Origin of the sequence: Streptomyces sp. NBC_00193, assembly GCF_026342735.1 — a bacterium.
GTDB lineage: Bacteria > Actinomycetota > Actinomycetes > Streptomycetales > Streptomycetaceae > Streptomyces > Streptomyces stoeckheimensis.
Window position 1 is genome coordinate 2,281,407 of the sequence record NZ_JAPEMM010000001.1, and the last position, 25,805, is coordinate 2,307,211.

The following is a 25,805-nucleotide window of genomic DNA, read 5'->3' on the forward strand; positions in this document are numbered from 1 at the left end:
TGCCGCGAGCATGGCACCCCACCCGGCAGGGCTGGGCAGGCCGCGCACGCAGGTGAATCGCGCATCCCCGAAGCAATGAAGCTGATCATGGAGGAGCAGGACGTGGAGTTCGACGTCACCATCGAGATCCCCAAGGGTTCGCGGAACAAGTACGAGGTGGACCACGAGACCGGCCGGATCCGCCTGGACCGTCGCCTCTTCACCTCGACCAGCTACCCGGCCGACTACGGCTTCGTCGAGAACACCCTCGGCGAGGACGGCGACCCGCTGGACGCGCTGGTCATCCTTGACGAGCCGACCTTCCCGGGCTGCCTGATCAAGTGCCGCGCGATCGGCATGTTCAACATGACGGACGAGGCGGGCGGCGACGCCAAGCTGCTGTGCGTGCCGGCCTCCGACCCGCGTGTGGAGCACCTGCGCGACATCCACCACGTGTCCGAGTTCGACCGCCTGGAGATCCAGCACTTCTTCGAGGTCTACAAGGACCTGGAGCCGGGCAAGTCGGTCGAGGGCGCGAACTGGGTCGGCCGCACCGAGGCCGAGGCCGAGATCGAGGCCTCGTACAAGCGCCTCGAGGCCCAGGGCGGCCAGCACTGAGCTCCGCTCGGTGAGCCGGGCGGCGGGACCTCCCGTCGGCCCTCGTGCCATCGCGGGCGGTACCCCTTCGGGGGTGCCGCCCGTCGTCATGTCCGGGCCCGTCGTGTCCGGGGCCGATGTCCGGGGCCGAATCGGCCGATGCCGCTTTCGCCGCGGATCAAGGTGTTCCGCATACTGATACGGGCTGGGTCGGGGGTCGGGGACTGGAGGACGCGTGGCGGAAGGCGAAGGATCCGGGACCGAGGACCGGAAGCCGAAGTCGGACGAGGCGCGCAGCGCGTTCTCCGTGCCGGACGGGGTCGGGCTGGAGCCCGAGGCGGCCGAGGAGGACCAGCCGACGTCGGAGTTCGCCGTCCCCGACGGGTTCGCGTCGGTGCCCTTGGATCCCGATGGCCCGGCGTCCGCGTTCGCCACGCCGCACACCTACAGCGCCGCCCACTCCCCGCCGGCCTACACCGGCCCTCCGGGCTTCCCCGTCACCCGGTTGAAGGAGTCCCCCTGGCAGGACCGCATGCGCACGGTGCTGCGCATGCCGGTCGACGTCCGGCCGGTGCCGGAGCCCTCGCAGCGGCTGGCCGCGGAGACCGGGCCCGCCGTGGGGCGCGTGCTCGACCTGACGCTGCGCATCGGCGAGCTGCTGCTCTCGGGCGGCGAGGGCGCCGAGGACGTGGAGGCCGCGATGTTCGCCGTGGCCCGCAGCTACGGCCTGGACCGCTGCGAGCCCACCGTCACCTTCACCCTGCTGTCGATCACCCACCAGCCCTCCCTGGTGGACGACCCCGTGTCGGCGAACCGCACCGTCCGGCGCCGCGGCACGGACTACACCCGGCTCTCGGCCGTGTTCGGCCTCGTCAACGACATCACCGCGCACGAGGTCGACATCTCGCTGGAGGACGCCTACCGCCGGCTCGCCGAGATCCGCCGCAACCGGCACCCGTACCCCGGCTGGGTGCTCACCGGCGCCGCCGGCCTGCTCGCCGGCGCGGCCTCCACGCTGGTCGGCGGTGGCGTACTGGTGTTCTTCGCAGCCGCACTCGGGGCGGTGCTCGGCGACCGGCTGGCCTGGCTGTGCGCCGGGCGCGGGCTGCCGGAGTTCTACCAGTTCGTGGTCGCGGCGATGCCTCCGGCCGCGATGGGCGTGGCCCTGAAGATGACCGACCTCGACGTGCGCTCCTCCGCCGTGATCACCGGCGGACTCTTCGCGCTGCTGCCGGGGCGGGCCCTGGTCGCGGCCGTGCAGGACGGTCTGACCGGCTACTACATCACCGCCTCCGCCCGGCTGCTGGAGGTCATGTACCTCTTCATCGGCATCATCATGGGCGTCCTGGTGGTGCTCTACGTCGGTGTCCAGTTCGGCTCCAATCCGCAGCCGGAGGACATCCTCCAGATCGAGCAGCGGCCGCTGCTCCAGATCGCCGCCTCGATGGTCCTGGTGTTCACGTTCGCGATCCTGCTCCAGCAGGAACGTTCCACCGTGTGGTTCGTGACGCTGAACGGCGGGATCGCCTGGGTGATCTACGGGGCCCTGCACTACGCCGCCAAGATGCCGCCGGTGCCGTCCACCGCGATCGCCGCCGGGCTGGTCGGCCTCTTCGGCCAGCTCCTCGCCCGGCACCGGTTCTCCTCGGCCCTTCCCTTCGTCACGGCCGCCATCGGCCCGCTGCTGCCCGGCTCGGCCACGTACTACGGGCTCCTGCTGATCGCCGAGAACCGGCTCAACGAGGGGCTGGGCTCGCTCACGAACGCCGCGGCCATCGCCCTCGCCATCGCGATCGGCGTCAACCTCGGCTCCGAGACCTCCCGCCTGTTCATGCGCATCCCCGGCGCGGCCAGTGCGGCCAAGCGCGGCGCGGCGAAGCGCACCCGCGGGTTCTAGGGCCTGCACGCCCCCGTAGGCCCGCACGCCCCCGTACACGACGATGCCCCGCGGACCGGTGATCCGGTCGCGCGGGGCATCGTACGGAGCTGCGGACTAGCGCTTCGCGTGGCGGCCGCTGCGCTGCTGGCCCGGGGTCTGCGGGTCCTCGCCGGCGCCGGGCTCCGTGCCGCCGGCCTCCGCGGCCGCCTTCTTGTTCTTGCGGGACTTCAGCACCTCGAAGATCACCGGGATCACGGAGATCAGGACGATGCCGATGAAGATCGGTTCGACGTTCTTCTTGATGACCTCGAACTGGCCGAGCTGGTGGCCCAGGACCGTGACGCCCGCACCCCACAGCACGCCGCCGATGACGTTGAACATCAGGAAGGTGCGGTACTTCATCGCGGTCGCGCCCGCGACCATCGGCGCGAAGGTGCGGATGATCGGCACGAACCGCGCGAGCACGATGGCCTTGGGGCCGTGCTTCTCCATGAACTCGTGCGCCGCGTCGAGGTTCTCGCGCTTGAAGAGCTTGGAGTTCGGCTTGTTGAAGAGCTTCGGGCCGAAGACCTTGCCGATCATGTATCCGACCTGGTCACCGAGGATCGCGGCGGCCACGATCAGGGTGCACACCAGCCACAGCGGCTGGCTGATGGTGCCGCTCGCGACGAACAGGCCCGCCGTGAAGAGCAGGGAGTCTCCGGGCAGGAAGGCGAAGAGACCGGATTCCGCGAAGACGATGACCAGGATGCCGATCAGGCCGAAATGGCCGATCAGGTACTCCGGGGAGATCCACTCAGGACCGAGCGCAAGCGTGTTCACGGGTTCCGGGCTCTCCTGGATCAGGTGGGGGTGTCCGTCCAATTATGAACGCACACCACACCCCCCTGGTTCCAGGGAACGGCGGCTAGACCTTGCGGACGGCGTTGGCCAGGATCGCGTCGCGCACGAAGACCGCCAGTCCGGGCCGCACGGCCTCGTAGTACGCCGTGAACCGCTCGTCCGCCACGTACATCTCGCCGAGGCCGGTGTGGATCTCGTACGTGCAGAAGTAGTAGCTGCCGTTGATCCAGCCGCGGTGTTCCTCGGCCAGGTCCATGGCCTCCTCGGACTCCGCGGGCGTCCCTGCGTCCAGCAGGGCGGCGAACCGCCGGTTGATGTCCTCGGCCAGGGCCTGGATCCGCAGCCAGTCCTCCTTGGTGTACGAGGCGGTCCGGCGGGCGGACTCCCGGTACGTGTCGCCCCAGCGGCGCTCGGCCTCCTCGGCGTGCTCTTCGGGATCGAACTCCCCGAACACCTCGAACTTCTCCTCGGGGGTGAGGTTGATGCCCATCTTCTTCGCCTCCATGGCGTGCTCGACGGCCGCGGCCATCTGCTGGAGCCGGGCGATCCGCCCGGACAGGAGGGCGTGCTGCCTGCGCAGGTGCTCCCTCGGGTCCGTTTCCGGGTCGTCCAGCAGGACCGCGACCTCTTCGAGCGGAAAGCCGAGCTCCCGGTAGAACAGGATCCGCTGCAGCCGGTCGAGGTCGGCGTCGTCGTACCGCCGGTGTCCCGCCCCGCTGCGGCCGCTCGGGGAGAGCAGCCCGATCTCGTCGTAGTGGTGCAGTGTGCGCACCGTCACTCCGGCGAATCCGGCGACCTGGCCCACGGAGTAGCCCATCGCTTCCGCTCCTCTTCTCGGGTACGCGTCCAGCCTGGTCCCTCACGTCGCGTGAGGTGCAAGCCCGGCGTGCGGGGCAGGGGCGGGGCTCAGGGGGACGGGGCGAGGACCCCGGCGAAGGCGTTGCCCGGGTCGTCGGCGAAGGAGTAGGCGCCGCCCTCGATCCGGGCGACCAGGCCCCGGGTCCAGTCCGCCTCGGCGTCCGCCGAGTGGATCCAGCGGTGCATGATCTCGCCGATGTGGCCCAGCGGCTCGGGGCCCTCCTCGGGGACGTAGTGGTCCGTGACGGCGGAGCGCCAGGCGGCCAGCCGGCCCAGGCGCTCGCGGAGCAGGGCCAGGGCCTCGGCGCGGGGCAGGTCCACCATGAAGCCGAGGGCCGAGGCGAGGACGTCGGCCTTCTGGTCGGCGGAGGACAGCGCCTCGCGGAGCAGCTTGAAGTACTCCGCGCGGCCCGCCTCCGTCAGCTCGTACTCGGTCCGCGGCGGGCCGCCCGCCGCGGACGGGGCCACCTCGTGGGCCAGCAGGACGCCCTGCTTCGCCATCTGCTTGAGCGCGTGGTAGATCGACCCGGGTTTGGTGTTCGACCACTCGTGGGCGCCCCAGAACTCCAGATCGGCCCGGACCTGGTAGCCGTGGGCCCGCCCGTGCTGGCGGACTGCGCCGAGGACGAGGAGACGGATCGCTGACATGGGGCCAGGCTACTGACCCCGCCCCGGCGTGCCGTGGCTAGCCCATGGCGCGGGTGCCGTCGATGGTTTCGCGGATGATGTCCGCGTGGCCCGCGTGCCGGGCGAACTCCTCCACCAGGTGCAGGAGCACCCAGCGCATCGAGACCTTGGCGTCCTGCGGGAACCACGGGGCCGGGGGCAGCGGGAAGCTGTCGTCGAGGCTGGGGACGGCGGCGATGAACGCCTCCGTCTCCTGCCGGATCCCGTCCCAGTAGGCCAGCACCGACGGCATGGTCTCGTCCCCGACCAGCCGGAAGCCGTCGGCCCAGTCGCCCCCCGGGTACTCGGTCTCGCCCTGGGCCATCCGCAGCCAGCCCAGCTCGCAGTTGGCCGCGTGCTTGAGCAGTCCGGACAGGGAGAGCTCGCTGGCGCTGGGCTTGCTCGCCGCCTGCTCCTCGGTCAGTCCCTGCGCCGCCTCGCGCAGCGCCGTGCGCTGGGCCTCGACGAAGGCGAGGAGCGTGCCGCGCTCGTCACCGGGGACCTCCATGGAAATCTGAGCCATGACCTGACCGCCTTCTGTCTGTTCCGTGTGTCCTGTGTGCGTGTCCTGCGGGTCTCCCCCGCTGACAAGAACCACGTTACGAACCCTTGCGGTCAGTTCCTGTCCGCAATCACCGGGATCCCCGGAATCACTGATTTTCCTGCCGGGCCGGCGGGAGTTCCGTCTGCGGCTTGGGGAGCAGGGCCTTCTTCAGGTCCTGCGCACCCTTCTCGTCCAGGCCGTACATCGCCTCGTAGATCTTGCGGACGGCCGGTCCCGAGGCTCCGGAGCCGGTGCCGCCCTGGGAGATCGTCATCACGATCGCGTAGTCCTCGGTGTAGGACGCGAACCACGAGGTGGTCTGCTTGCCCTGGACCTCGGCCGTACCGGTCTTCGCGTGCATCGGGATCTGCTTCTGCGGCCAGCCGCCGAAGCGCCAGGCGGCGCTGCCCGCGGTGACCACGTCGGCCAGGGCGCCGTCGATGTTGTCGCGGAGCTTCGCGTTCATGGGGAGCTTGCCCCGTTCCTTCGGGGCGATCTCCTGGACCGAGGAGCCGTCGGCGCTGACCACGGCCTTGCCGATGGAGGGCTGGTGGAGGGTGCCGCCGTTGGCGATGGCCGCGTAGACGGAGGCCATCTGGATCGGGGTGACGAGGGTGTCGCCCTGGCCGATGGAGTAGTTGATCGCGTCGCCCTCGCGGAGCTGGTTGCCCTGGCGGCAGTTCTCGTAGGCGATCTTCTCGGCGTACGAGCCGTCCTTCTTGCCGTCGCGGCACCAGGCGGCCTTGTTCGCCTCGAAGAAGTCCTTCTTCCACTGGCGGTCGGGGACCCGGCCGGGGACCTCGCTGGGCAGGTCGATGCCGGTGCGCTTGCCGAGGCCGAACTCGTGGGCGGTCTTGAAGAACCAGTCGCCGGGCTGGGCCTTGGGCTTGATGCCGCCGTCCTTCTTCCACTCCTGGTCGGCGATGGCGTAGTAGACGGTGTCGCAGGACACCTCCAGGGCCTTGCCGATGGTGATGTCGCCGTGGCCCTGGGACTCGAAGTTGGTGAAGACCTGGCTGCCGACCGAGTAGGAGCTCGGGCAGCCGTAGAGCTTGTTGAAGGGGTAGCCGGCGTTGACCGCGGCCGTGGAGGAGACCACCTTGAAGATCGAGCCGGGGGCGGCCTGGCCCTGGATGGCGCGGTTCAGCAGCGGGTAGTTCGATCCCTTGTCGGTGAGGGAGGCGTAGTCCTTCGCGGAGATGCCGCCGACCCAGGCGTTCGGGTCGTAGGTCGGGTTGGAGGCCATCGCGACGACCCGGCCGGTCTTGGCCTCCATGACCACGACGGCGCCCGAGTCGGCCTCGTAGTGGCGGCGCGTGTTGTTCTTGTCGATGCCCTTGCGGGCCTCGATCATCGCGTTGTTCAGCTCGCGCTCGGCCACGGCCTGCACGCGCGAGTCGATCGAGGTCACGATGTTCGCGCCGGCCTGCGGCTTGTCGCTCACGCCCTCGCCGATGATCCGGCCGAGGTTGTCCACCTCGTAGCGGGTGATGCCCGCCTTGCCGCGGAGCTCCTTGTCGTAGGTGCGCTCCAGGCCGCTGCGGCCCACCTGGTCCGAGCGCAGGTACGGGGAGTCGGAGCCCTTCGCCTTGGTGATCTCCTCGTCGGTGACCGGGGAGAGGTAGCCGAGCACCTGGGAGGTGTTGGCGCCGTCGGGGCCGGCGTAGCGGCGCAGGGCGGTGGGCTCGGCGGTGATGCCGGGGAACTGCTCGGCGTGCTCCCGTATCTCCAGGACCTGGTCGGTCGTCGCCTCGTCGGTGATGGGGATCGGCTGGTACGGGGAGCCGTTCCAGCAGGGCTTGGGGGTCTTGGCGTCGCACAGCCGGACGCCGTTGACCACGTCGTCGGGGTTCAGGCCCAGGACGCCGGCGAGGTGGGTCAGGACGCCCTTGCCGCGGTCCTTCATCTTGGAGAGGTCGGTGCGGCTGGCGGAGACCACCATGCGGGTCTCGTTGTCGGCGAGCGGGACCCCGCGGGCATCGAGGATCGAGCCGCGCACGGCGGGCTGGACCACCTGCTGGGTGTTGTTGTTCTTCGCCTCGTCCGTGTACTCCTGGCCGTTGCGTATCTGGAGGTACCACAGACGCCCGCCGAGGGTCAGCAGCAGCGAGAACACCACGATCTGGATCATGACGAGCCGGTTCTGGACCCGGGGTGTGCGCCCGGTCTCCGGTATGTTGCTCAACTCGGCTCTCCCCCGGACTGGTCCTCGCCTGACCCGCCCGAGTCTAGATCCCCTGCGGTACTAGAACGGGAACTGCGTCCGGCCGTGCTGGACCGAGATCCATTTCTGGGTGGTGAAGGCCTCGATGGTGGCCTCGCCGTTGAGGCGGCCCATGCCGGAGGCCTTCTCCCCGCCGAACGCCGCGAGCGGCTCGTCGCCGATGGTGGAGTCGTTGACGTGGATCATCCCGGTCTCGATGCGCCGGGCGAAGCGGACCCCGCGCTCCACGTCCCGGGTGTGGACGGCGCCGCTGAGTCCGTACGGGGTCGCGTTGGTGAGGCGGACGGCCTCGTCCTCGCCGTCGAAGACCACGAGGAGGGCGACGGGGCCGAAGATCTCCTGGCCGAGCAGCGGGGAGTCCTCGGGGAGCCCGGCGAGCACGGTGGGCTCGACGAGGTTGCCGCGCGTGGAGCCCCGTACGAGCGCCTGCGCGCCGGAGGCGACGGCGCGGTCGACGAGGGCGGTGAGGGCGTCGGCCTGGAAGGAGTTGATCAGCGGGCCGATGTGGGTGTCGGCCTCGTGCGGGTCGCCGGTCTTCAGGGCGCGCACGCGGGTGGTGAACTTCTCGGTGAACTCCTCGGCGACCGAGGCGTCGACCAGGATCCGGTTGGCGGCCATGCAGACCTGGCCCTGGTAGACGAAGCGGCTGAAGACGGCCGCGTCCACCGCGTAGTCGAGGTCGGCGTCGTCGAGGACGACGAGCGCGCTGTTGCCGCTGAGCTCCAGGACGGTCCGCTTGAAGTGGCGGGCGGCGACCGCGCCGACGTGCCGGCCGACCCGGTCGGAGCCGGCGAAGGAGATGACCTTGGGGACGGGGTGGGTCAGGAGCGCGTCGCCTATCTCGGCTATGTCGGTGACCAGGACGTTGAGCAGGCCGGCCGGCAGGCCCGCCTCCTCGAAGATCTTGGCGATGACCCCGCCGCCGACGACGGGCGCGTTCTGGTTCGGCTTGATGACGACGGCGTTGCCGAGGGCCAGGGCCGGGGCGACCGACTTCAGGGTGACCAGGAAGGGGAAGTTGAAGGGGCTGATCACGCAGACGACCCCGACGGGCAGGCGCTGGATCCGGTTCTCCTTGCCCTCGACCGGCGAGGGCAGGATGCGGCCCTCGGGCCGGACGGCCAGCTGCATGGCCTCGCGTATGAACTCCATGGCGAGGTGGACCTCGTACTCGGCCTTGGGACGGGTCCCGCCGAGTTCGTCGATCATCGCCTCGACGATCTCCTTCTCGCGCTCCTCGGTGATCCGCAGGGCGCGTTCCAGGACGGCTCGTCTGGTGTACGGGCTGGTGGCGGCCCATTCCTTCTGGGCCCGCTCGGCGGCCCGGTAGGCCTCGTCGACCTGCTCGACGGTGGCCACGGTGATGGCCGCGAGCTTCTCCCCGTTGTACGGGTTGACGTCGATGATGTCCCACGACCCGGTCCCGGCCAGCCATGCGCCGTCGATGTACTGGTGAGCCAGGTCCTCGAATATGGACATGCCATCCCTTACGTCGAACGCGCTTCCTTGCGCTGAACCGGAGACCCGGTGGTCATCCGGGTCATCGTCATGCTCTGAACATCACGGCCTGATCAGGCGTCATAGTACGTGCGAATCAAGACAGTTGGAGCAGACCACGCAAGAGGTCGCGGGTCTGGCCGGGGTCGGGGCAGTCCTTCTGGAGGCGCAGCATCGCCCGCTCGTACTGACCCACTTCCTCGTCTTTGTCGAGGTAGAGGGCGCTGGTGAGCTGTTCCAGATAGACCACGTCCTGGAGGTCGGACTCGGGGAAGCGCAGCAGGGTGAACGCGCCGCTCTCGCCGGCGTGACCGCCGAAGGAGAAGGGCATGACCTGCAGGTGCACGTTCGGCCGCTGGGAGATCTCGATGAGGTGCTCCAGCTGACCGCGCATCACGTCCCGGTCGCCGTACGGACGGCGCAGCGCGGCCTCGTCGAGGACGGCGTGGAAGACGGGGGCGTTCTCGGAGACCAGCACCTTCTGGCGCTCCAGGCGCAGCGCGACCCGGCGGTCGATCTCGGCGCGGCCGGCGCCCGGCATGCCGCGGCTGACGACGGCCTGGGCGTAGGCCTCGGTCTGCAACAGGCCGTGCACGAACTGCACTTCGTAGATGCGGATGAGGGAGGCGGCGCCTTCCAGGCCCACGTACGTCTGGAACCAGCCCGGCAGGACATCGCCGTAGCTGTGCCACCAGCCGGCCACGTTGGCCTCGCGGACGAGCCCCAGGAGGGACTCCCGCTCCGCGCCGTCCGTGACTCCGTAGAGCGTGAGGAGGTCCTCGACGTCTCTTGCCTTGAAGCTCACCCTTCCCAACTCCAAGCGGCTGATCTTCGATTCGGATGCGCGGATCGAGTAACCGGCCGCCTCACGGGTGATGCCGCGGGATTCTCGGAGTCGCCTGAGCTGGGAGCCCAGGAGGATGCGGCGCACCACAGAACCACTGGCTTCTGCGGTCACGAGTCCTGCCCCTCCCCATGCGGTGGATGGATACGTACGGAAACGCATGTACGGCTGTGTCTTGTTCTGCGTTCGCCTGCGTCGCAGGGGCCCCCGTGCCCCTCAAGGCCCGCAGTCTGCCACCAAAACGCATCTGCCCGTACTCGTTCTGTAACGGATTTGGCCGCGCTGTAAAAGAAGTCCGTAAGTCTGCGTAGGAAGAAATGAGCAAGAACCATCACGGGACCGGACAGGTCCGGCGCGTGCACGTGCATCTGCCCTTGCATCCGGCTCCGGCATTCGGAACCATGGTCCCGCGCACCTGCGTGCCCCGCAGTTCTTTCGAATCCCGGGAGTGCCTCGCATGGGGACGAATGGATCGACCATGCTCGAGCCGTTACGGCAGGGGCTTCCCCCGGTCGACCCCACGGCTGTCTCCGGGTCCGCGTCCTGCGCCCTCCCCGCCCGCCTCGAAGCGGTCCGCGGTGCACGCACCTTCACCCGTTCCACGCTGTCCCAGTGGGGCCTCGACGACCGGTTCGACGACGTGTCCCTGGTCGTCTCCGAACTCGTCACCAACGCGCTGCGCCACGCCCTACCGGACGACTCCCGGCCGGCCCCGGGCGAGAGCGAGCCGCCGGTGCGCCTCCACCTGATGCGGTGGAGCACCCGGCTGGTGTGCGCGGTGCGGGACCCCAGCGAGGACCGGCCCGGCGGGTGCTTCGCGCCGGAGGCGACGGAGCGCAACAGCGACCTGGAGTCCGGGCGCGGGCTCTTCCTCGTCGACGCCTACAGCGACAGCTGGGGCTGGCACCCGCTCGCGGGGCGACTGACCGGCAAGGTGGTCTGGGCGCTGTTCACGCTCCAGGACTGAACCACCGCACAATCACCCCATGGACGACAAGCGGCCGGGATTGATCATGGCGATCAATCCCGGCCGCTGCACGTGCATGGCTGATCTTCGGCTGGTCTTCAGCCGATCAGGTGGTCGAACTCGCCGTCCTTGACACCCAGCAGCAGCGCTTCTATCTCGGCCGGCGTGTACACGAGTGCCGGTCCGTCCGGAAACCGCGAGTTGCGCATGGCAACGTCGCCTCCGGGCAGTTTCGCGAACTCCACACAGGAACCTTGCGAGTTGCTGTGTCTGCTCTTCTGCCAGGTCACCCCGTCAAGCTCTGCAGCTGCCATCCCGTTGTACGCGTGGTCCACAGGAAGCCCCCGATAGTGCAGATGTCAACTGCACCGGATCATAGCTGTGTTCATGAACGCCTGCATGGGCAGATGCACGTGCACGAACGGAAGGCAAAGCACCACTAAGGGTGACGTCCTTCCCCGGAGTCCGGACGGGGCGGGGTGCGCAGGGCCTCGGAAACCTCCTCCAGGGAGTCCAGCAGCTGCCGCGCCGCCCCGCGCAGCACGCCCGGATCGGGGGTGTCCCCGTCGGCCAGCGCCGCGCGGACCCCCTCCCAGTCGGGCACCCGCCGCTCCCGTACCGCCTTCGCGCCCGCCTCCGTCGCCTCGCGCAGCGCCCGGGCCAGCTCGGCCGCGCCCGGCACCGGGGGCCGGGACCGGTCCGGGAAGTGCGCCTCCAGCAGCATCGCGTGGCGGCCCATCGCAGCCAGGGCCCGGCCCGCGTCCTCGGCGGCCGCCCCGGAGATCCCCCGGTGACGCACCGGCTCCCCCGCGGCCCGGTCCACCGCCTCCTGCCAGGCGACCCGGGCGTCGCGCACCGCCAGCAGGGCGCTGCGCACCTCGTCGCGGCGTGCTCCGGCCGGGTCCGCGTACTGCCCGAGCACGGTCGCCGCGTACCGGCCGTTGGCCGCCACCCAGTCGGCCAGCCGGGTCCGCAGTCGCGGGGTCTCCCAGGCCGGGTAGACGGCGTAGGAGATCATCGCGAGGACCCCGCCGACCAGGGTGAGCATGACGCGGTCCGGCACGGTCTGGTCCCAGCGCAGGCCGCCCATGCCGAGCAGGAAGACCACGTAGGCGGAGACGAAGACCATCGAGACGGCGTACCCGGTGCGCATGAACGTGTACATCAGCCCCGCACTGACGACGGCGAGCAGCCCGGACACGTACATCCCCGGGTGCGCGAGCTGGACGACGGCCGTCGCGAGGGCGACCCCGACCAGGGTGCCGCCGAAGCGGGCGACGGCGCGGGTGTAGGTCGGCGTGAAATCGGGCCGCATGACCATGACGGAGGCCATCGGGGCCCAGTAGGCGTGGCCGAACGGCAGCGCGTGGCCGATGCCGTAGCCCGCGCAGGCGACGGCGGTGACCCGCACGGCGTGCCGCAGGATCGGCGACCCGGGACGCAGCTCCGCCCGTACGGCGGCCAGCACCATCGGCGCGAGCGCCGGCAGGGTGGGCCGCAGCATCGACTCCCCGGGATCGGCGGTGCGCCCCGATCCCGGCTCGGCCGTGTCGAGTACGTCGTCCAGCAGGGCGGCGAGCCTGCGCGCGGCGCGCAGCGCGGGACCCTGGAACAGATCGGCGGTGTCGGGGGCCTTGAGCACCGCGAGGGCCGGCGCGGGCAGCCGCACCGTTTCCCCGTGCCGGATCGCGGACGCGGCGGCGTCCAGCACCGACCCGGCCGCGGCGAGCAGTTCCCGGACCCGGTCCCGCGCCGGGCCCTCGGCCGGGGCCCCGACCGCCGGGTCGGCCAGCAGGGCCAGCACCGGCCGGATCCGCTCCGCGAGCCCCCGCGCGCCGTGCAGCTCGGCGGGGCGGCGGCGGGCCTGGCGCACCGTCACGGTCGCGGCGTCCCGCGCCTTCATCAGCGGCTGCGGGTCGAAGGAGGCGACCGGGTCCTGGCGCAGGCGGCGCGCGTAGTCGGCCTCGGCGGCGAGGGCGTCGGCCAGGGCGTCGCGCTGGGCGCCCCACCGCCGGATCGGGAAGAGCACGATCAGCAGGGCCTGCACCACCCCGCCGGCGGCGATCATCGCGGCGTGCCCGGCGGCCTGGGGCACGGAGGTGGGCAGGGTGACGGTGACCAGCATGATCGCGACGTTCCCGGAGGCGATGATGCCCGCGGTGGGGCCGGCCGCCCACATCAGGCCCGCCGCGAAGCTCCACACGGCGAGCAGCAGCATGAAGGCCAGGGTGTGCGAGGACCCGACGAGGTAGCCGATGAAGGTGGACACGGCCAGGGTCAGCCCGGCGGAGAGCGCGAGCACGGGCCGGGGCCGCCAGCTCTTCTGGAAGGTGGCGATGGCCGCCATGTAGGCGCCGAAGGCGGAACTGGCGGCGGAGCCGGGCCCGAGGAGGGCGAGGCTCACGCCGATGACGATCGCGAGGCCCGCGGCGGCGCGGAGCGCGACGAGGGGTTGGAGCCGGGTCCGCTCGACCGTCAGCCCGGCCCGGGCGGTGTCCTTCAGTGCCCGGACCCAGCTCATGATCCCGAGCGTAGCCCCGCCGGGGGCGGAACCCGGGAGCCCGGCCGGGCCGCCTGCGCGTCGGATCCGGTGTGTGTGCCGCTGCGCGGGGCGAAGTCCCCTACCCGCCCTTCCACCGTTCCCTGGGGCTCCGCCCCGGACCCCGCGCCTCAAACGCCGGCGGGGCTGGATGCATCCAGCCCCGCCGGCGTTTGAGGCGCTCTTTTCGGGTCCGGGCAGCGCCCGGGGAACGGTGGAAGGGCGGGTAGGGGACGGCCCCGCAGGGCAGCCGGGGACGCGTGCCCCCGGCTTCAGGTGTTCTTCAGGCTTGGCCTGATCTATGGCGCCGCAGGGCCGCCAGCGCCGATCATCGGCCGGACGGACCGATTCCGGAACCGTCCCGGCAGACTGCCGGCACCGACCCGAAGGCGGACACACCCATGCTCAGGAACGCCCTGGAACCCTGGCACGTCGCCATCATCGTGCTCGTCTGCCTGATGGTGTTCGGCTCGAAGAAGCTGCCCGAGATGGCCCGCGGCCTGGGCAGGTCCGCCCGCATCCTGAAGGCGGAGGCCCGTGCGCTGCGCGAGGAGGAGCCCGCCGCACCGGCTCCCGCCGAGCGCTGATCCGCGCTACTGCCGCAGGGAGGCGCGACGCCCGTCGGCCATGTGGGCGCGGTCGGCCGCCGCCGTGCCGTCCTCCCAGCCCGCGAGGTCCGTCGCTCCGCGCAGCCGCGTCGTCGTGGTCCGGGGGAACATCTCCTCCGCCCGCGAGGTGACCGCCACGTCCCGGGCGACCAGGGCCGGGAGGTTGTCGGGGGCCTCGGCCACGGTGTCGGCCACCGTGTGCTCGGCCGTCTCCGCGAGACGCTGGCCGAGCCGGCTCGCGTAGGCCAGGAGGAAGGACTGCCGGAAGGTCTTGGTGCGCTTGCGCCCGCCCGCCCGCTGCCCGGCCTCCGCACGGGTCATCGCGGCGGTGCCCTGGACGAGCAGGGAGGTGTACAGCAGTTCCACCGCCTCCAGGTCGCTCTCGAAGCCGACGACGGTGGAGAACTCGTAGGCGCTGTTCCACACGGACCGGCACCGGTTCGCGCTCGCCACCGCGTCGAGCAGCACCGCCTTGGCCTCCTCGTACGGGGCCTCGACGCCGATCCGGCAGGCCCCGGGTATCTGCGTCGTGCCGGACTTCACGGCGAGCAGGGCCGCGTCCACGGTGTGCCGGGCCATGAGCTCCTGCGCCTTGGCGCTGAGCGCCTCCGCCTCCTCCGGGAAGGTGGTCGCCTCGGCCTTCGCGAGCAGCGCCCGGATCCGGCCGAGCATGCGCGGCTCGATGTGCGCGTGTTCGAGCACGTCGGCCGGGTCCCCCGGCAGCGGCCCGACCGGCTCGATCGAGGGCAGCCGGATCAACAGCCGGAACACTTCCAGGACGGTCCCGGCCAGGCTGAAGCGGTCGGTGCGCTCCCGCTGGACCAGTCGTTCCCCGTACGCGGTGTCGTCCCCCCACCACACCTCGGCGTCGGTCCACCGCTCGGGCAGCCGCGCGTAGCGCCGGGCCTCGGCGGCGATCAGGTCCTCGGCGATCCGCAGGTGCGCCTGCTCCAGGTCCCGGCGTACGAGCCGCAGCACGTCGGCCGGCCGCCACCCGCGCTCCCAGGCCTGGCGCAGGTACTCCTCACCGCGCGCGAGCAGCGCCTGTCCGACACCGCCCCAGCGGTCCCCCTCGGCGACGAGCACCGACGCCCCGGCGTCCAGCCCGGCGTCGTCCTGGTTGTACAGCGCGGCCTCGCAGGCCCGGTCGACGATGTCTCTCACCCCTTCAGCTTGGCATGACCGCCTGCTGGGCCTTCTCCTCGTCCCATTCGGCCCGGGCGGCCGCGATCTGCGGACGGTGGGCCAGGGACCAGTCGGCGAGGCCCTTCACGAGGTGGGTCAGGCTGTGGCCGAGCGCGGTCAGCTCGTACTCGACCTGCGGCGGCACGGTCGGGTACACGGTCCGCCGGACGAGTCCGTCGCGCTCCAGGCGGCGGACGGTGAGGGTCAGCATCCGCTGGGAGACGCCCTCCAGGGACCGCTGCAGGGCGTTGAAGCGCAGGGGTCCGGCGGCGAGCTGGACGACGACGAGGACCGACCACCTGTCGCCGAGCCGGTCGAGGACGTCGCGGATCCCGCAGTCGTCGTCGCAGCTCACCACCGGTTCGGGGGCGGTTACTTCCGTGTGCCCTGCTGACATGAATGTGCCTCCTTATGCGCCGCGCACTGATCGAACACGATAGGCGTGACGCGAAAGCGCACCCCCTGAACGACGGCTCGGAGGCCCTCCCATGCTCTTGATCACCGGCGCTTCGGGCGGCCTCGGCTCCCTGGTCGCACAGCGGCTGGCGGACCGTCCGGACGTCCGCATCGGCACCCGCCGCCCCACCGGCCCCTCCCGGGTCCGCGTCGACTTCGACGCACCGCAGACCCTGGACTTCCGGGGCGTGGACACCCTCCTGCTGATCTCGGCGGGCTACGGGGAGGACGACGAGGTGATCCGCCGTCACGAGGCGGCGATCGCCGCGGCGGAGCGGGACGGGGTCCGCCACGTCGTCTACACGAGCCTCACGGCGGAGGGCGACCACCTCCCGTACGCACTGGCCCACCGCTGGACGGAACGCCGCCTCGCCGCCTCCTCCTCCCTCGCCTGGACGGTCCTGCGCAACGGCCTGTACGCGGAACTCCTGGCCGCCCTGGCGGCCCCCGGCCCCGACGGGCGGATCACCGCCCCGCTGGGCCGGGGCCGGCTGGCCGCGGTCTCCCGCGAGGACCTGGCGGACGTGGCGGTACGGGTCGCCCTCGACCCCGCCGCACACGCGGGCCGGATGTACGAGCTGGTGGGCGACCGGCCCCTGTCGGGCGCCGACCTGGCCGCCGCGACGGGCTCCGTCTACGCCCCGGCCACCCTCGCCGAGGCCCGCGCGGCCCTCTCGGCCCCCGGAACGGCCCCCTTCCAGCCCCCGATGCTGGTCGGCACCTACTCCGCGATCGCCGCCGGCTTCCTCGCCACCCCCGACCAGGGCCCCCTCCGCACCCTCCTGCCCCACCCCCCGCGCCCCGCCCTGGAGACGTACAAGGCGTCCCTCCCGCAGCAACTCCAGCCGTCGGGCACCTGAGGCCCGGGCGTAGCAATTCCAGCCGTCCGACGCTGAGGCCCGGGCGCAGCAATTCCAGCCGTCCGACGCTGAGGCCCGGGCGCAGCAATTCCAGCCGTCCGGCGTTTGAGGACCGGGGTCTGGGGCGGAGCCCCAGGACGGGGTCCGGGGCGGAGCCCCGGGGAACGGGCGAAGGGCGGGTAGGGGACCCACTGCCCCACCCAGCGGCACACACCTGTGCCAGCGCGCCGCGCACCGGCACTGTCAGACCCCGGTGGGACACTCGCACTCATGAGCGACCGCATCCCCCGGTGGGCCCTCGCCGAGGACGGCGACGGCCGCTGGCATGCCATGCCACTGGACGACCCCACCGGCGGTGGCCGGATCACCACCACCGACCCCGCGGAAGCGATCCGCGCAGCCCCCACCGGCACCCGCTGGGTCTGGCGCTCCACGCAGGCGGTCTACCCCCGACTCCTCGCCGCCGGCACCCGCGTCGAGCGCTGCCACGACATCGAGGACGCCGAGCTGCTCCTGCTCGCCCACGAGGGCCGCCTCGGCGAACCCCGCTCGGCGGCCGCCGCCTGGGCCCGCCTGACGAACGCACCCGTACCGCCCGATCCCCCGCAGCGCGCGGCGGAACCCGGCAGCCAGCACTCCCTCTTCGACCCCCAGCCCGCCCCCGTCCCGCTCGACGCCCTCGTCGCCGTCCACGCCGACCAGGCGAAACGGCAGGGCGCCACCGCCCACCCCGACCGGATGCGGCTGCTCGTGGCCTCCGAGTCGGCGGCCTTCCTCGTCGCCGCCGAGATGAACCGCGCGGGCCTGCCCTGGCGGGCCGACGTCCACCGGGCCCTGCTCACCGAGCTGCTCGGCGAGCGGTACGCGGGGCGCGGCCAGCCCCGCCGGCTCGCGGAGCTGGCCGACGAGGTCTCGGCGGCGTTCGGTCGGCGCGTGCGGCCCGAGCTGGCCGCCGACGTCATCAAGGCCTTCGCGGAGGCCGGGATCAAGCTCAAGTCCACCCGGCGCTGGGAGATCCAGGACCTGGAGCACCCGGCCGTGGAGCCCCTCATCGCGTTCAAGAAGCTGTACCGGATCTACACCGCCCACGGCTGGTCCTGGCTGGCGGACTGGGTCCACGACGGCCGTTTCCGCCCCGAGTTCATCCCCGGCGGCACCTACACCGGCCGCTGGGTCACCAACGGCGGCGGGGCCCTGCAGATCCCCAAGGTGATCCGCCGGGCCGTCGTCGCCGACCCCGGCTGGCGGCTCGTGGTGGCCGACGCCGACCAGATGGAGCCCCGGGTGCTCGCCGCGATCTCCCGCGACCCCGCCTTCATGGAGGTGGCCGGCCGCCCCGAGGACCTGTACACCTCCATCTCCCGCCAGGGCTTCTCCGGCGACCGCGACATGGCGAAGATCGCCGTGCTCGGCGCGGTGTACGGGCAGACCTCCGGGGACGGCCTGAAGAACCTGGCCGCGCTGCGCCGCCGCTTCCCCCGGGCCGTGGCCTACGTGGACGACGCCGCGAAGGCGGGCGAGGAGGGGCGGCTCGTACGGACCTGGCTGGGCCGCACCTGTCCGCCGCCGGCCGATCCGGAGGACGCCGAGGAGCTCCCCGACGGCTACGTCCCGAGCTACGCCTCGACCGACGCCCGGGCCCGCGGCCGCTTCACCCGCAACTTCGTCGTGCAGGGCAGCGCCGCGGACTGGGCGCTGCTCCTGCTCGCGGCGCTGCGCCGGTCCCTCGCGGAGGCGGGGATGCGGGCCGAGCTGGTCTTCTTCCAGCACGACGAGGTCATCGTCCACTGCCCCGAGGAGGAGGCGCCGGCCGTGGTCGCGGCGATCCGCGAGGCGGGCGACCTGGCCGGCCGGATCACCTTCGGCGAGACCCCGGTCCGCTTCCCCTTCACCGCGGCCGTCGTGGAGTGCTACGCGGACGCGAAGTGACGTAGGCAGACGAAGGGACGCAGGGGAAGCGGCCGGCCCGCCGGCTCCTCCTACTGCCCGTACTCCGAGGCCCACTTCGGGCTCGTCACGAGCTCCTTCATCCGCTCCACGCTCAGCACCGGCTCCTTGCGGGTCACCGCCGATCCCTGGGTCGCGGCGTTGAAGGAGGACAGGATCAGCCGGGTCCCGTTCGGCCGCAGCACCTCGGCCTTCCACCAGAGCATGCCGGGCACGCCCTTGTCCCCGTCCCGCTTCTCGGTCAGGACCTTCGATCCGTCCGGCAGCGTCTCGGCGTCCTTGAACAAGTCCGCCCATGTGGCCGGCTCACCCGGCTTCCTCTGGCTGTCCACCTGGATGTCCAGGCTGACCAGCGACTTGCCCTTGCCGTCGTCGAGCACCAGGTAGCCCAGATCCCCGTGCTCCTCGTCCCGGCTCACGATCGGGATCCCGTCCGCGCGCAGCAGTTCCTCCAGGATGCCTGCCGCCCTCGCCCCCTGGCGGCCGGCCGGACGCTCGTCCTCCTGACCGGCGGCGGGCAGGTCGTTCAGGGCCGGATGCCACAGCGGGGAGGTCACGAGCGCCTTCATCTGCGCGAGCGTGAGCGGCGGTGCCGGACGGCTGACGGGCGAGCCCTTCTCCTGCTCCGAGTTCTCCTCGTGGGCGTCCACCATGAACCCCTGGGGGGTCACCACGATGGCGCGCCAGGACTTCACGTCGGCCCGGTGGTCGGGGTACACGTAGCCCTTGTAGAGGAACAGCCGCGAGCCGTCCTCAAGCGTCTCCGAGGTGCAACTGTCGTGCTTCGTCGTGGTCTTGGAGGGGCACTTGAGCATGTCCTCGGCCATCTCGCCCTTCGGGTCGATCCGGTAGAGGCCGAAGCCGACCATGCTCTTGCCCTCGCCGTCATCGAAGACCGCGCTCACCGCCGGGCCCAGCTCGTGGCCCGTTCCGCGCGCCTCGACGGCGCTGAGCGTGCCCTGCGGCAGGAGCTGCTTGAGCACCCCGGTCAGCTGCTCGGCGGAGACGGCGCCGGTTCCGACGCGGTTGTTGCGCTCCGTCTGCCCCTGCCGGACCATCGGCCCCAGAGCGGGCGGCTCCTGCGAGGACGCCACGTTCGCCCGGCCCCCGCCACCGCCGGCCCCCCAGAGCATCCCGTTCGCGTACGCCCCGGCGGTACCGATCAGCGCCAGGGCGAGCGCCGAGCCGCCGGCGATGGCGGCCCGGCGACGGGCCACCATCCGCCGCCCGCGCCGCTCCCCGGCGTCCACGAGGTCGCGGCCCTCGGACGTGAAGCCGTCACCGGTTCGCCGGAGGGCCTCGCCGAGCTCATCTTCAAAGGGCATGCGGAATCAGACCTTCCGTCCAAGGGGATCATGGGATGAGAGAGGTGGAACGGTGTGTACACAACGGGCGGGATGCTCAGCGCCCCGCGAACTCCGCCAGCGAGCCGCCCAGTTGCTCCCGCAGCCGGGTCAGCGCACGCGAGCTGCGGGTCCGTACGGCCGCCGAGCTGACGTTCATCACGTCGGCGGTCTCCTCGACGCTGCGGTCCTCCCAGTACCGCAGCACCAGGACCGCCCGGTCCTTCGGTGCCAGCCGCCCCAGCGCCTCCAGCAGCGTCAGCCGCAGCGCGGGATCGCCGCCGGCCGGCGCGCCCGCGTCGGGGAACTCCCCGACCGGACGCTCCCCCGCCGACCGGCGGCGCTGGTGCGTCAGGAAGGCACGCACCAGCACGGTTTGCGCGTACGCCGCCGGATTGTCGATCCGGGCGACGCGTGCCCAGAGCAGGTACATCCGCCCGAGGGTCTCCTGTACGAGATCCTCCGCGAGGTGGGTGTCGCCGCTCGTCAGCAGACAGGCCGACCGGTACAGATGCGCCGATCTTCCCATCGCGAACTCACGGAACCCATCTCTGCGTCCGTACCCCATCGGCTCCCCCTCGCGTCCGTCTCACCCCAATGACGCGACGGGGACCGGGAATGTTTCAGCCGATCTCAGACCGATGCGGAAACGGCCCCGGCGTCCGTTCCCGAGCCCGCCTCGGAGCCCGCTTCGGAGCCCGTCTCGGAGCCCGTCTCGGAGAGGTCGTGGAAGTACATGTGGAACTCCTCGCGGACGAACCCCTCCGCCTCGTACAGCCCCTGCGCGACGAGGTTGTCGTACGCCGTCTCCAGCTGCACGCCCGAGACCCCGGCCTCCCGCGCCCGGCGCAGCACCTCGCGCAGCAGCGCGCGGCCCGCGCCCGTACGGCGGCCGGCGGGCGCCACGTACAGGTCGCCCAGCAGCCACGCGGGCTTCATGGCCAGCGAGGAGAACATCGGGTAGACCTGCGTGAAGCCGACCGTGCCCGCACCCGGGACCTCGGCGAGCAGGATGAAGGAGTCGCCGCCCGCCAGCCGCTCCGCCAGGAAGGCACGCGGGCGCTCCGGGTCCTCGACCTCCACCTCGTAGAACTCCAGGTAGCCGCGGAAGAGCTCGGCGGCGGTGTCCAGATCCGCCTCGCCCGCCTCGCGCAGGACCACCTTGCCCCCGCCGTCGGCGGCCTCCGGGGTGCGGGCCTCGTCGTGCGTCGTCCGACCGTTCATATCGCTCTCCCTCGTGGCGTCCCTGTCGCGCTCCCCAATTCTGCAACCGCGCGCGGGTCGCGCCCCCCGCACCGGCCGGGACCGTGGCGCGGGAACCGTCGAATCGCGACGAACCGGCAGACCGTCGATACTTCGGGAAACGGGCCCGGGCAGGAGACGGAATGCGGTGGAAGAGCCGGCTGGAAGGCCTGCGTTCCGGTGCGGAGCTGCGCTTCCCCTTCCTCTCCGAGCTCACGAGCAGGCTGCTGGCCGCGAACCTCCTGGATTCGGGGACCCGCCTCGCGGCCCAGGCCTTCCTGGGCTCGGTGCCCCTGCTCTTCGCCTTCTCGGCCTTCGCCCCGGCGGGCGTGCGCGACCAGCTCCGCGATTCCCTGCGCGCCATGTTCGGGCTCAGCGGCGCACCCGACCAGGAGCTGCAAAAGGTCCTGTACGGGGCGGACGACGACGGCCTGCGGGAGACCACCGGCATCGTCGGCGTGCTGGTCACACTGGTGTCGGCCACCAGCCTGAGCCGGGCGATGGCCCGGGTCTGCGAGCGTGCCTGGCTGCTGCCCAAGGCCGGGACCCGGATCGCGGCCTGGCGCTGGGTGGTGTGGCTCCTGGTGATGGTGCTCGTACTCGTGCTGCAGGGCCCGATCCGCAACGGCTTCGGTGCCGGCCCCCTCGTCGGAACACCGCTCTTCTTCCTGGTGAGCACGGGCGTCTGGCTGTGGACGCAGCACCTCCTGCTCGCCAACCGCGTCAGCTGGTCGGCGCTGCTGCCCGGCGCCCTGCTGGCGGGGGCCGCCACCAGCGTGCTCGGGCTGACGGCGCGCGTCTACATCCCGCCGGCGCTCGACAGGGCCATGGGGGAATACGGCTCCCTCGGCCTCGTGCTCGTCGTGCTCTCGTGGCTGATCGCCGTATGCGCCTCGGTCGCCTTCGCGGTGACGATCGGCGCGGTACTGGCGGAGGAGCCGCCCCTGAACAGGTACGTGAGAACGCCCGGCAGCGGGCCGCCCCCCGCATCCCCCGGACGGCCCAACCCCGGTCGCCCGGGGGACCCCGTCGGTCGAGGCTGACGAGGACGCTCCGCGATCACCGCGGATGAGGAGGCACGGTGTCGGACGAAGGATCGGCCGCTCAGGAGCTCGCGGAACTCCGCGCCCGTATCGCGACGCTCGAAGCGGAACGGCTGTCGCGGCCGCCCCGGCACCGCGCGAAGTCCTTCCTGGCCGCCCTGCTGATCGTCCTCGGCTGTGTGCTCGCGCCCCTCGGAATCGTCGCGGCCTGGGCGGCGGACGAGGTGGGCGACACCGACCGCTACGTGGCGACCGTCGCCCCGCTGGCCTCGGACCCGGCCGTCCAGGACGCCGTCGCCAACAGGGTCACCGACGCCCTCATGACCCGTATCGACCTGGCCTCCCTGCTGTCCGACGCGGCGCCGGAGGAACGGCCGCTCCTGGAGAAGGCGCTGGGGAAGCTGGGGGACTCCCTCGACGGGGCGGTCCGCAGCTTCGTGCACGACAAGGCGCGGGCGGTCGCCGCCTCGGACGCCTTCGCCACCCTCTGGACCGAGGCCAACCGCAAGATCCACGCCTCCGTGGACAAGGCGCTCACCGGAAGCGGCGGCGGCGCGGTGAGCCTGGAGGGCGACACGGTCACGCTCGACCTCGGTCCCGTCGTCGACCTCGTGAAACAGCGTCTCGTGGACGAGGGCATGCAGGCCGCCGGGCGCATCCCGGAGATCCACACCGACTTCACACTCGTCCGCTCCGACGAGATCGGCAAGGTCAAGACCTACGTCCGGCTCCTGCAGATCACCGGGAACTGGCTGCCCGTCCTCGCCGTACTCCTGGTGGCCGGCGGCGTCCTGCTCTCGCGGCGACGGCGCCGGGCCCTGGTCGCGGGGGCCCTGGGCGTGGCCGCCGCCACCGCGCTGCTCGGCATCGGGCTCCGGGTCTTCCGCGTGGTCTACCTCGACGCGCTGCCCGCGGGGGTCTCCCCGGAAGCCGCCGGAGCCGTCTACGACACCCTGACCCACCTGATCCACACCATGATCAGGATGGTCGTGGCCCTGGGCCTCGTCCTCGCCCTGTCCGCCTGGCTCACCGGCCCCGGCCGCCGCGCCGGCCTGGTCCGGGGCCTGTGGACCTCGGGCATCGGCGCGGCGCGCTCCACCGCCGACCGCGCCGGCCTGCGCACGGGCCCGGTGGGGCCGTTCGTCCGACGCCACCGCTCCCGGATCGTCTGGGCCCTGGTCGCGGCAGCACTCGCCGCCTACGTCCTCTGGTCCTACCCCACCGGCTGGGTGGTCGTCGGCCTGGCCCTCGCCCTGCTCTTCGCCCTGGCGGTGGTGGAGTTCCTGGGCGCGGAAGCCTCCGGCGGGACGCCGCCACCGGAGCGGGCCGCCCCCACTTCCTAGGGCGTGTCCCCGCACGCCGATTGTCCGGTGCGCGGGGGGTCACAATGCATCGCCGCCGCCCTACGCTACGGCCGGGCCGGCAGGGAACCGGCCCCGCAACGGGGGGCCACACATGACTTCGCTCGGCATGCAGACGGCGTCGAGGGCCCTGGGCCGTCGGCTGCTCGCCACCCACAAGCGCCGGGCGACCCCGGTCGGCGCGGGAGCGGCCGACGAGGCGTACCTGCGGGGCCGCCGCATGGTCCTGCGTCGCGGGGACCACGTCCTGATGCTGCAACTCCCGTTCGACTCGGACCATTCGGTGCTTCCGGCACTGGCGGAGGCGGCCGCCCGCCGGATGGTCAGTCCTTCCCCGTGACGGGCTGGGCCGGCAGCGTGTAGACGTGCTGCGGGGTCACGATCTTGGTGATCGCCTCGCCGAACAGCGTGCTCGGCTCCTCGCCCTTGTAGGAGATGTCGGTGTTGAGCAGCACGACCAGGGTGGCACCGGACTGCTCCGGGTTGTAGACGGTCAGCGACTGGTAGCCGGGCAGCGAGCCGTTGTGCCCGATCCACCCCTGGACGTTGAAGATGCCCAGTCCGTAGCCGGTGCCCGGCAGGGCCGGTACGACATCGAGGCGCTCGGCCTGGGTGGCGGGGGTGAGCAGTTCACCGGTGGCCAGCACCTTGGCCCACTGCCGCAGGTCCGTGAGGTCGGAGATCATCGCTCCGGCGGCCCAGCCCCAGGAGGGGTTCCAGTCGGCCGCGTCCTCGGTCTTCCCCGAGGCCGTCTGGTCCGTGTAGCCCTGCGCGTGCGGGGTCGGGAACTCGGCGCCGGTCGGGAAGAGGGTGTGCTTCAGCCCGGCGGGCTCGACGACCTCCTCGGTGATGTAGTCGGCGAGCGTCTGCCCGCTGATCTTCTCCACGACGAGCCCGATCAGGATCAGGTTGGTGTTGCAGTAGTAGAACTTCGCGTTCGGCTCGAAGAGCACCGGGTGCTTGAAGGAGTAGGCGAGCAGCTCCTGCGGGGTGAAGGGTTTCCGGGGATCGCTGGTCAGCGCCTTGAAGAAGTCGTCGTCGGCCGAGTAGTTGAACAGTCCGCTGCGCATGCCCGCCAGCTCGCGGAGCGTGATCCGGTCGCCGTTGGGCACGCCGTCGACGTACTTGCCTATGGGGTCGTCCAGCCCGATCTTGCCCTCGTCCACCAGCTTCAGCATCGCGGTCACGGTGAAGGTCTTGGTCTCGCTGCCGATCCTCATGTTGAGGCTGTCGGTCATGGGCGCACCGGTGGCCTTGTCGGCCACGCCGAAGGCCCGTACGTAGGTTCCCTTGCCCGGCGCGGACAGGGCCACTTGGACCCCGGGGATCTCGGCCTCGTCCATCACCTTCCGGATGGCGTCGTCCAACTGCCGCGCCACGGCGGGGGTGAGCTGCGGAAACTCATCGGATACGGCCGGACTGCTCGCCGCCGGTGGTGTCGGCACGTCCACTGCGTACCCGGCACCGGCCCCCACGGGCACCATCAGGAGCCCCACTGCGGCCGCTCCCACAGCCGCCCTGCGCAACCGTGTCGTGCTCACCCGTCCAACGTAGCCCCGGCCCGGGGGCCGGGCGACCGGAGCCGTTCAGCCCACCCGGTAGGCGCGGAGGAAGGCGGCGACGCCGCCTGCGATCAGGTGGTCGGTCCGGTCCTTGGGGAGGGGCAGGACCCCGTAGTGCGAGAGCATCACGATGGAGTGGGAGGTCAGCGCCATGAAGTGGGCGCCCGCCAGCATCGCGTCGCCGCGTACGTCGATCAGCCCGGCGGCGTCGAGGCCCGCCATCGCGTCCGCGAGGGCGCGGGACACCGGGCCGGGTCCGGCGTTCGTCCAGGCTTCGAGGACCTCCGGGGGCACGTGGTCGGCTTCGGCGTGGATGTGGCGGACCAGCGCGAAGTGGTCGGCGTAGTCGGTCATGAGCCCGATGACCCGGTGGGCGAAGGCGACGAGGTCCCGCTCCAGGTCCTCGGGGCGGGGCGGGCGTTCGGGGTTCAGGACGGCTTCGATCTGGGCGATCTGGGCGTCGCGGACCTGCCCCGAGGTCCAGGTGACGACGGTGGCGAAGAGCATCGCCTTGCCGCCCGGGAAGTGGTTGTAGAGCGTGCGGGTCGAGACGCCGGCCGCGGCGGCGAGCGCGTCGACCGAGGCGCGGGCGTACCCCTCGCGGCCGAAGACCCCGCAGGACGCGCTCGCGATGGCGATCCGCTTCTCCAGCTTCTTGGCATTGGTGCCGGTGCCATTGGTGCCGGTGCCCGCGCCGGTGCCGGTGCTCATTTCGCCTCCACACGAGAAGTACAACGACCGTTGCACTTTTTACAACGGTC

General features: G+C 71.7%; 24 protein-coding genes and 1 pseudogene. 9 read left to right on the plus strand and 16 right to left on the minus strand.

The features are described from left to right. Positions 1-102 precede the first annotated feature (102 nt). Positions 103-597 (plus strand): inorganic diphosphatase, encoded by a 495-nt coding sequence (locus OG898_RS09875; RefSeq protein ID WP_266960167.1) that lies wholly within the window; start codon positions 103-105, stop codon positions 595-597. A gap of 214 nt (positions 598-811) precedes the next feature. Next, positions 812-2,473 (plus strand): threonine/serine exporter ThrE family protein, encoded by a 1,662-nt coding sequence (locus OG898_RS09880; protein WP_250745497.1) that lies wholly within the window; start codon positions 812-814, stop codon positions 2,471-2,473. Positions 2,474-2,647: 174 nt separating this feature from the next. Here OG898_RS09880 and OG898_RS09885 read toward each other — a convergent pair. The 7 genes and pseudogenes from OG898_RS09885 to OG898_RS09915 all read right to left on the minus strand — a co-directional run. After that, positions 2,648-3,277, minus strand: a pseudogene (locus OG898_RS09885) (DedA family protein); the annotation flags it as partial. A gap of 85 nt (positions 3,278-3,362) precedes the next feature. Further along, positions 3,363-4,115, minus strand: coding sequence for a MerR family transcriptional regulator (locus OG898_RS09890; RefSeq protein WP_250745495.1), 753 nt, complete (start codon positions 4,113-4,115; stop codon positions 3,363-3,365). Positions 4,116-4,204: 89 nt separating this feature from the next. After that, the gene (locus OG898_RS09895; protein WP_250745493.1) at positions 4,205-4,804 is read right to left on the minus strand and encodes a PadR family transcriptional regulator; all 600 of its coding nucleotides are present in this window, start codon (positions 4,802-4,804) and stop codon (positions 4,205-4,207) included. A 37-nt stretch (positions 4,805-4,841) separates the two neighbouring features. After that, positions 4,842-5,345 (minus strand): DinB family protein, encoded by a 504-nt coding sequence (locus OG898_RS09900; RefSeq protein WP_266956218.1) that lies wholly within the window; start codon positions 5,343-5,345, stop codon positions 4,842-4,844. Positions 5,346-5,472: 127 nt separating this feature from the next. Further along, positions 5,473-7,551, minus strand: coding sequence for a penicillin-binding protein 2 (mrdA, locus tag OG898_RS09905; protein ID WP_250745485.1), 2,079 nt, complete (start codon positions 7,549-7,551; stop codon positions 5,473-5,475). Positions 7,552-7,611: 60 nt separating this feature from the next. Continuing rightward, complete coding sequence (locus OG898_RS09910; RefSeq protein ID WP_250745483.1) at positions 7,612-9,069, minus strand: aldehyde dehydrogenase family protein; 1,458 nt, start codon at positions 9,067-9,069, stop codon at positions 7,612-7,614. A gap of 115 nt (positions 9,070-9,184) precedes the next feature. Then, entirely contained in the window at positions 9,185-10,093 is a 909-nt protein-coding gene (locus OG898_RS09915; RefSeq protein ID WP_266956221.1) for a helix-turn-helix transcriptional regulator, read from the minus strand. 316 nt (positions 10,094-10,409) lie between these two features. Between OG898_RS09915 and OG898_RS09920 the strand changes: the two genes are divergently transcribed. Further along, positions 10,410-10,898: an ATP-binding protein gene (locus OG898_RS09920; protein WP_250745479.1), complete on the plus strand. Its 489-nt coding sequence runs from the start codon at positions 10,410-10,412 to the stop codon at positions 10,896-10,898. Between the two features lie 98 nt (positions 10,899-10,996). Here the strand turns inward: OG898_RS09920 and OG898_RS09925 are convergent, their stop codons facing one another. Both OG898_RS09925 and OG898_RS09930 read right to left on the minus strand, forming a co-directional pair. Next, positions 10,997-11,233 (minus strand): DUF397 domain-containing protein, encoded by a 237-nt coding sequence (locus OG898_RS09925; RefSeq protein ID WP_215011402.1) that lies wholly within the window; start codon positions 11,231-11,233, stop codon positions 10,997-10,999. Between the two features lie 104 nt (positions 11,234-11,337). After that, a complete protein-coding gene (locus OG898_RS09930; protein WP_266956225.1) occupies positions 11,338-13,419 on the minus strand; it encodes an FUSC family protein in 2,082 nt (693 codons plus the stop codon). A 419-nt stretch (positions 13,420-13,838) separates the two neighbouring features. Between OG898_RS09930 and tatA the strand changes: the two genes are divergently transcribed. After that, the gene (tatA, locus tag OG898_RS09935) at positions 13,839-14,024 is read left to right on the plus strand and encodes a Sec-independent protein translocase subunit TatA (RefSeq protein WP_250745472.1); all 186 of its coding nucleotides are present in this window, start codon (positions 13,839-13,841) and stop codon (positions 14,022-14,024) included. Between the two features lie 6 nt (positions 14,025-14,030). Here the strand turns inward: tatA and OG898_RS09940 are convergent, their stop codons facing one another. Together OG898_RS09940 and OG898_RS09945 are read right to left on the minus strand one after the other, a co-directional pair. Further along, complete coding sequence (locus OG898_RS09940) at positions 14,031-15,209, minus strand: DUF2786 domain-containing protein (RefSeq protein ID WP_250745467.1); 1,179 nt, start codon at positions 15,207-15,209, stop codon at positions 14,031-14,033. Positions 15,210-15,213: 4 nt separating this feature from the next. Beyond that, complete coding sequence (locus tag OG898_RS09945) at positions 15,214-15,627, minus strand: helix-turn-helix domain-containing protein (RefSeq protein WP_266956228.1); 414 nt, start codon at positions 15,625-15,627, stop codon at positions 15,214-15,216. A gap of 91 nt (positions 15,628-15,718) precedes the next feature. Here OG898_RS09945 and OG898_RS09950 point away from each other — a divergent pair, with 91 nt between their 5' ends. Beyond that, positions 15,719-16,546, plus strand: a complete 828-nt coding sequence (locus OG898_RS09950) for an NAD(P)H-binding protein (protein ID WP_266956230.1) — start codon at positions 15,719-15,721, stop codon at positions 16,544-16,546. A gap of 270 nt (positions 16,547-16,816) precedes the next feature. Then, a complete protein-coding gene (locus OG898_RS09955; RefSeq protein WP_266956232.1) occupies positions 16,817-18,475 on the plus strand; it encodes a bifunctional 3'-5' exonuclease/DNA polymerase in 1,659 nt (552 codons plus the stop codon). Between the two features lie 50 nt (positions 18,476-18,525). On the opposite strand, the gene OG898_RS09960 is transcribed toward OG898_RS09955, so the two are convergent. From OG898_RS09960 to OG898_RS09970, 3 genes are all read right to left on the minus strand, one after another. Beyond that, complete coding sequence (locus tag OG898_RS09960) at positions 18,526-19,818, minus strand: hypothetical protein (RefSeq protein WP_266956234.1); 1,293 nt, start codon at positions 19,816-19,818, stop codon at positions 18,526-18,528. A 76-nt stretch (positions 19,819-19,894) separates the two neighbouring features. Beyond that, positions 19,895-20,404, minus strand: a complete 510-nt coding sequence (locus OG898_RS09965; protein ID WP_250745455.1) for a SigE family RNA polymerase sigma factor — start codon at positions 20,402-20,404, stop codon at positions 19,895-19,897. Between the two features lie 65 nt (positions 20,405-20,469). Then, complete coding sequence (locus OG898_RS09970) at positions 20,470-21,060, minus strand: GNAT family N-acetyltransferase (RefSeq protein ID WP_266956237.1); 591 nt, start codon at positions 21,058-21,060, stop codon at positions 20,470-20,472. Positions 21,061-21,221: 161 nt separating this feature from the next. On the opposite strand from OG898_RS09970, the gene OG898_RS09975 reads away from it, so the two are divergent. The 3 genes from OG898_RS09975 (at position 21,222) to OG898_RS09985 (ending at position 23,822) form a co-directional block, all read left to right on the plus strand. Then, on the plus strand, positions 21,222-22,121 hold the full coding sequence (locus tag OG898_RS09975) for a YhjD/YihY/BrkB family envelope integrity protein (RefSeq protein ID WP_250745452.1): 900 nt from the start codon (positions 21,222-21,224) through the stop codon (positions 22,119-22,121). 38 nt (positions 22,122-22,159) lie between these two features. Beyond that, positions 22,160-23,464 carry an LPXTG cell wall anchor domain-containing protein gene (locus OG898_RS09980; protein ID WP_266956239.1) on the plus strand — a complete coding sequence of 435 codons (1,305 nt, stop codon included), beginning with the start codon at positions 22,160-22,162 and terminating at the stop codon, positions 23,462-23,464. A 112-nt stretch (positions 23,465-23,576) separates the two neighbouring features. Beyond that, positions 23,577-23,822 (plus strand): hypothetical protein, encoded by a 246-nt coding sequence (locus OG898_RS09985; protein ID WP_250745441.1) that lies wholly within the window; start codon positions 23,577-23,579, stop codon positions 23,820-23,822. On the opposite strand, the gene OG898_RS09990 is transcribed toward OG898_RS09985, so the two are convergent. Together OG898_RS09990 and OG898_RS09995 are read right to left on the minus strand one after the other, a co-directional pair. Beyond that, complete coding sequence (locus tag OG898_RS09990; RefSeq protein WP_266960169.1) at positions 23,806-24,966, minus strand: serine hydrolase; 1,161 nt, start codon at positions 24,964-24,966, stop codon at positions 23,806-23,808. The two genes, OG898_RS09985 and OG898_RS09990, sit on opposite strands and share 17 nt — an antisense overlap. Positions 24,967-25,068: 102 nt before the next feature. Further along, positions 25,069-25,755 (minus strand): TetR/AcrR family transcriptional regulator C-terminal domain-containing protein, encoded by a 687-nt coding sequence (locus OG898_RS09995; RefSeq protein ID WP_266956242.1) that lies wholly within the window; start codon positions 25,753-25,755, stop codon positions 25,069-25,071. Between the last annotated feature and the right edge of the window lie 50 nt (positions 25,756-25,805).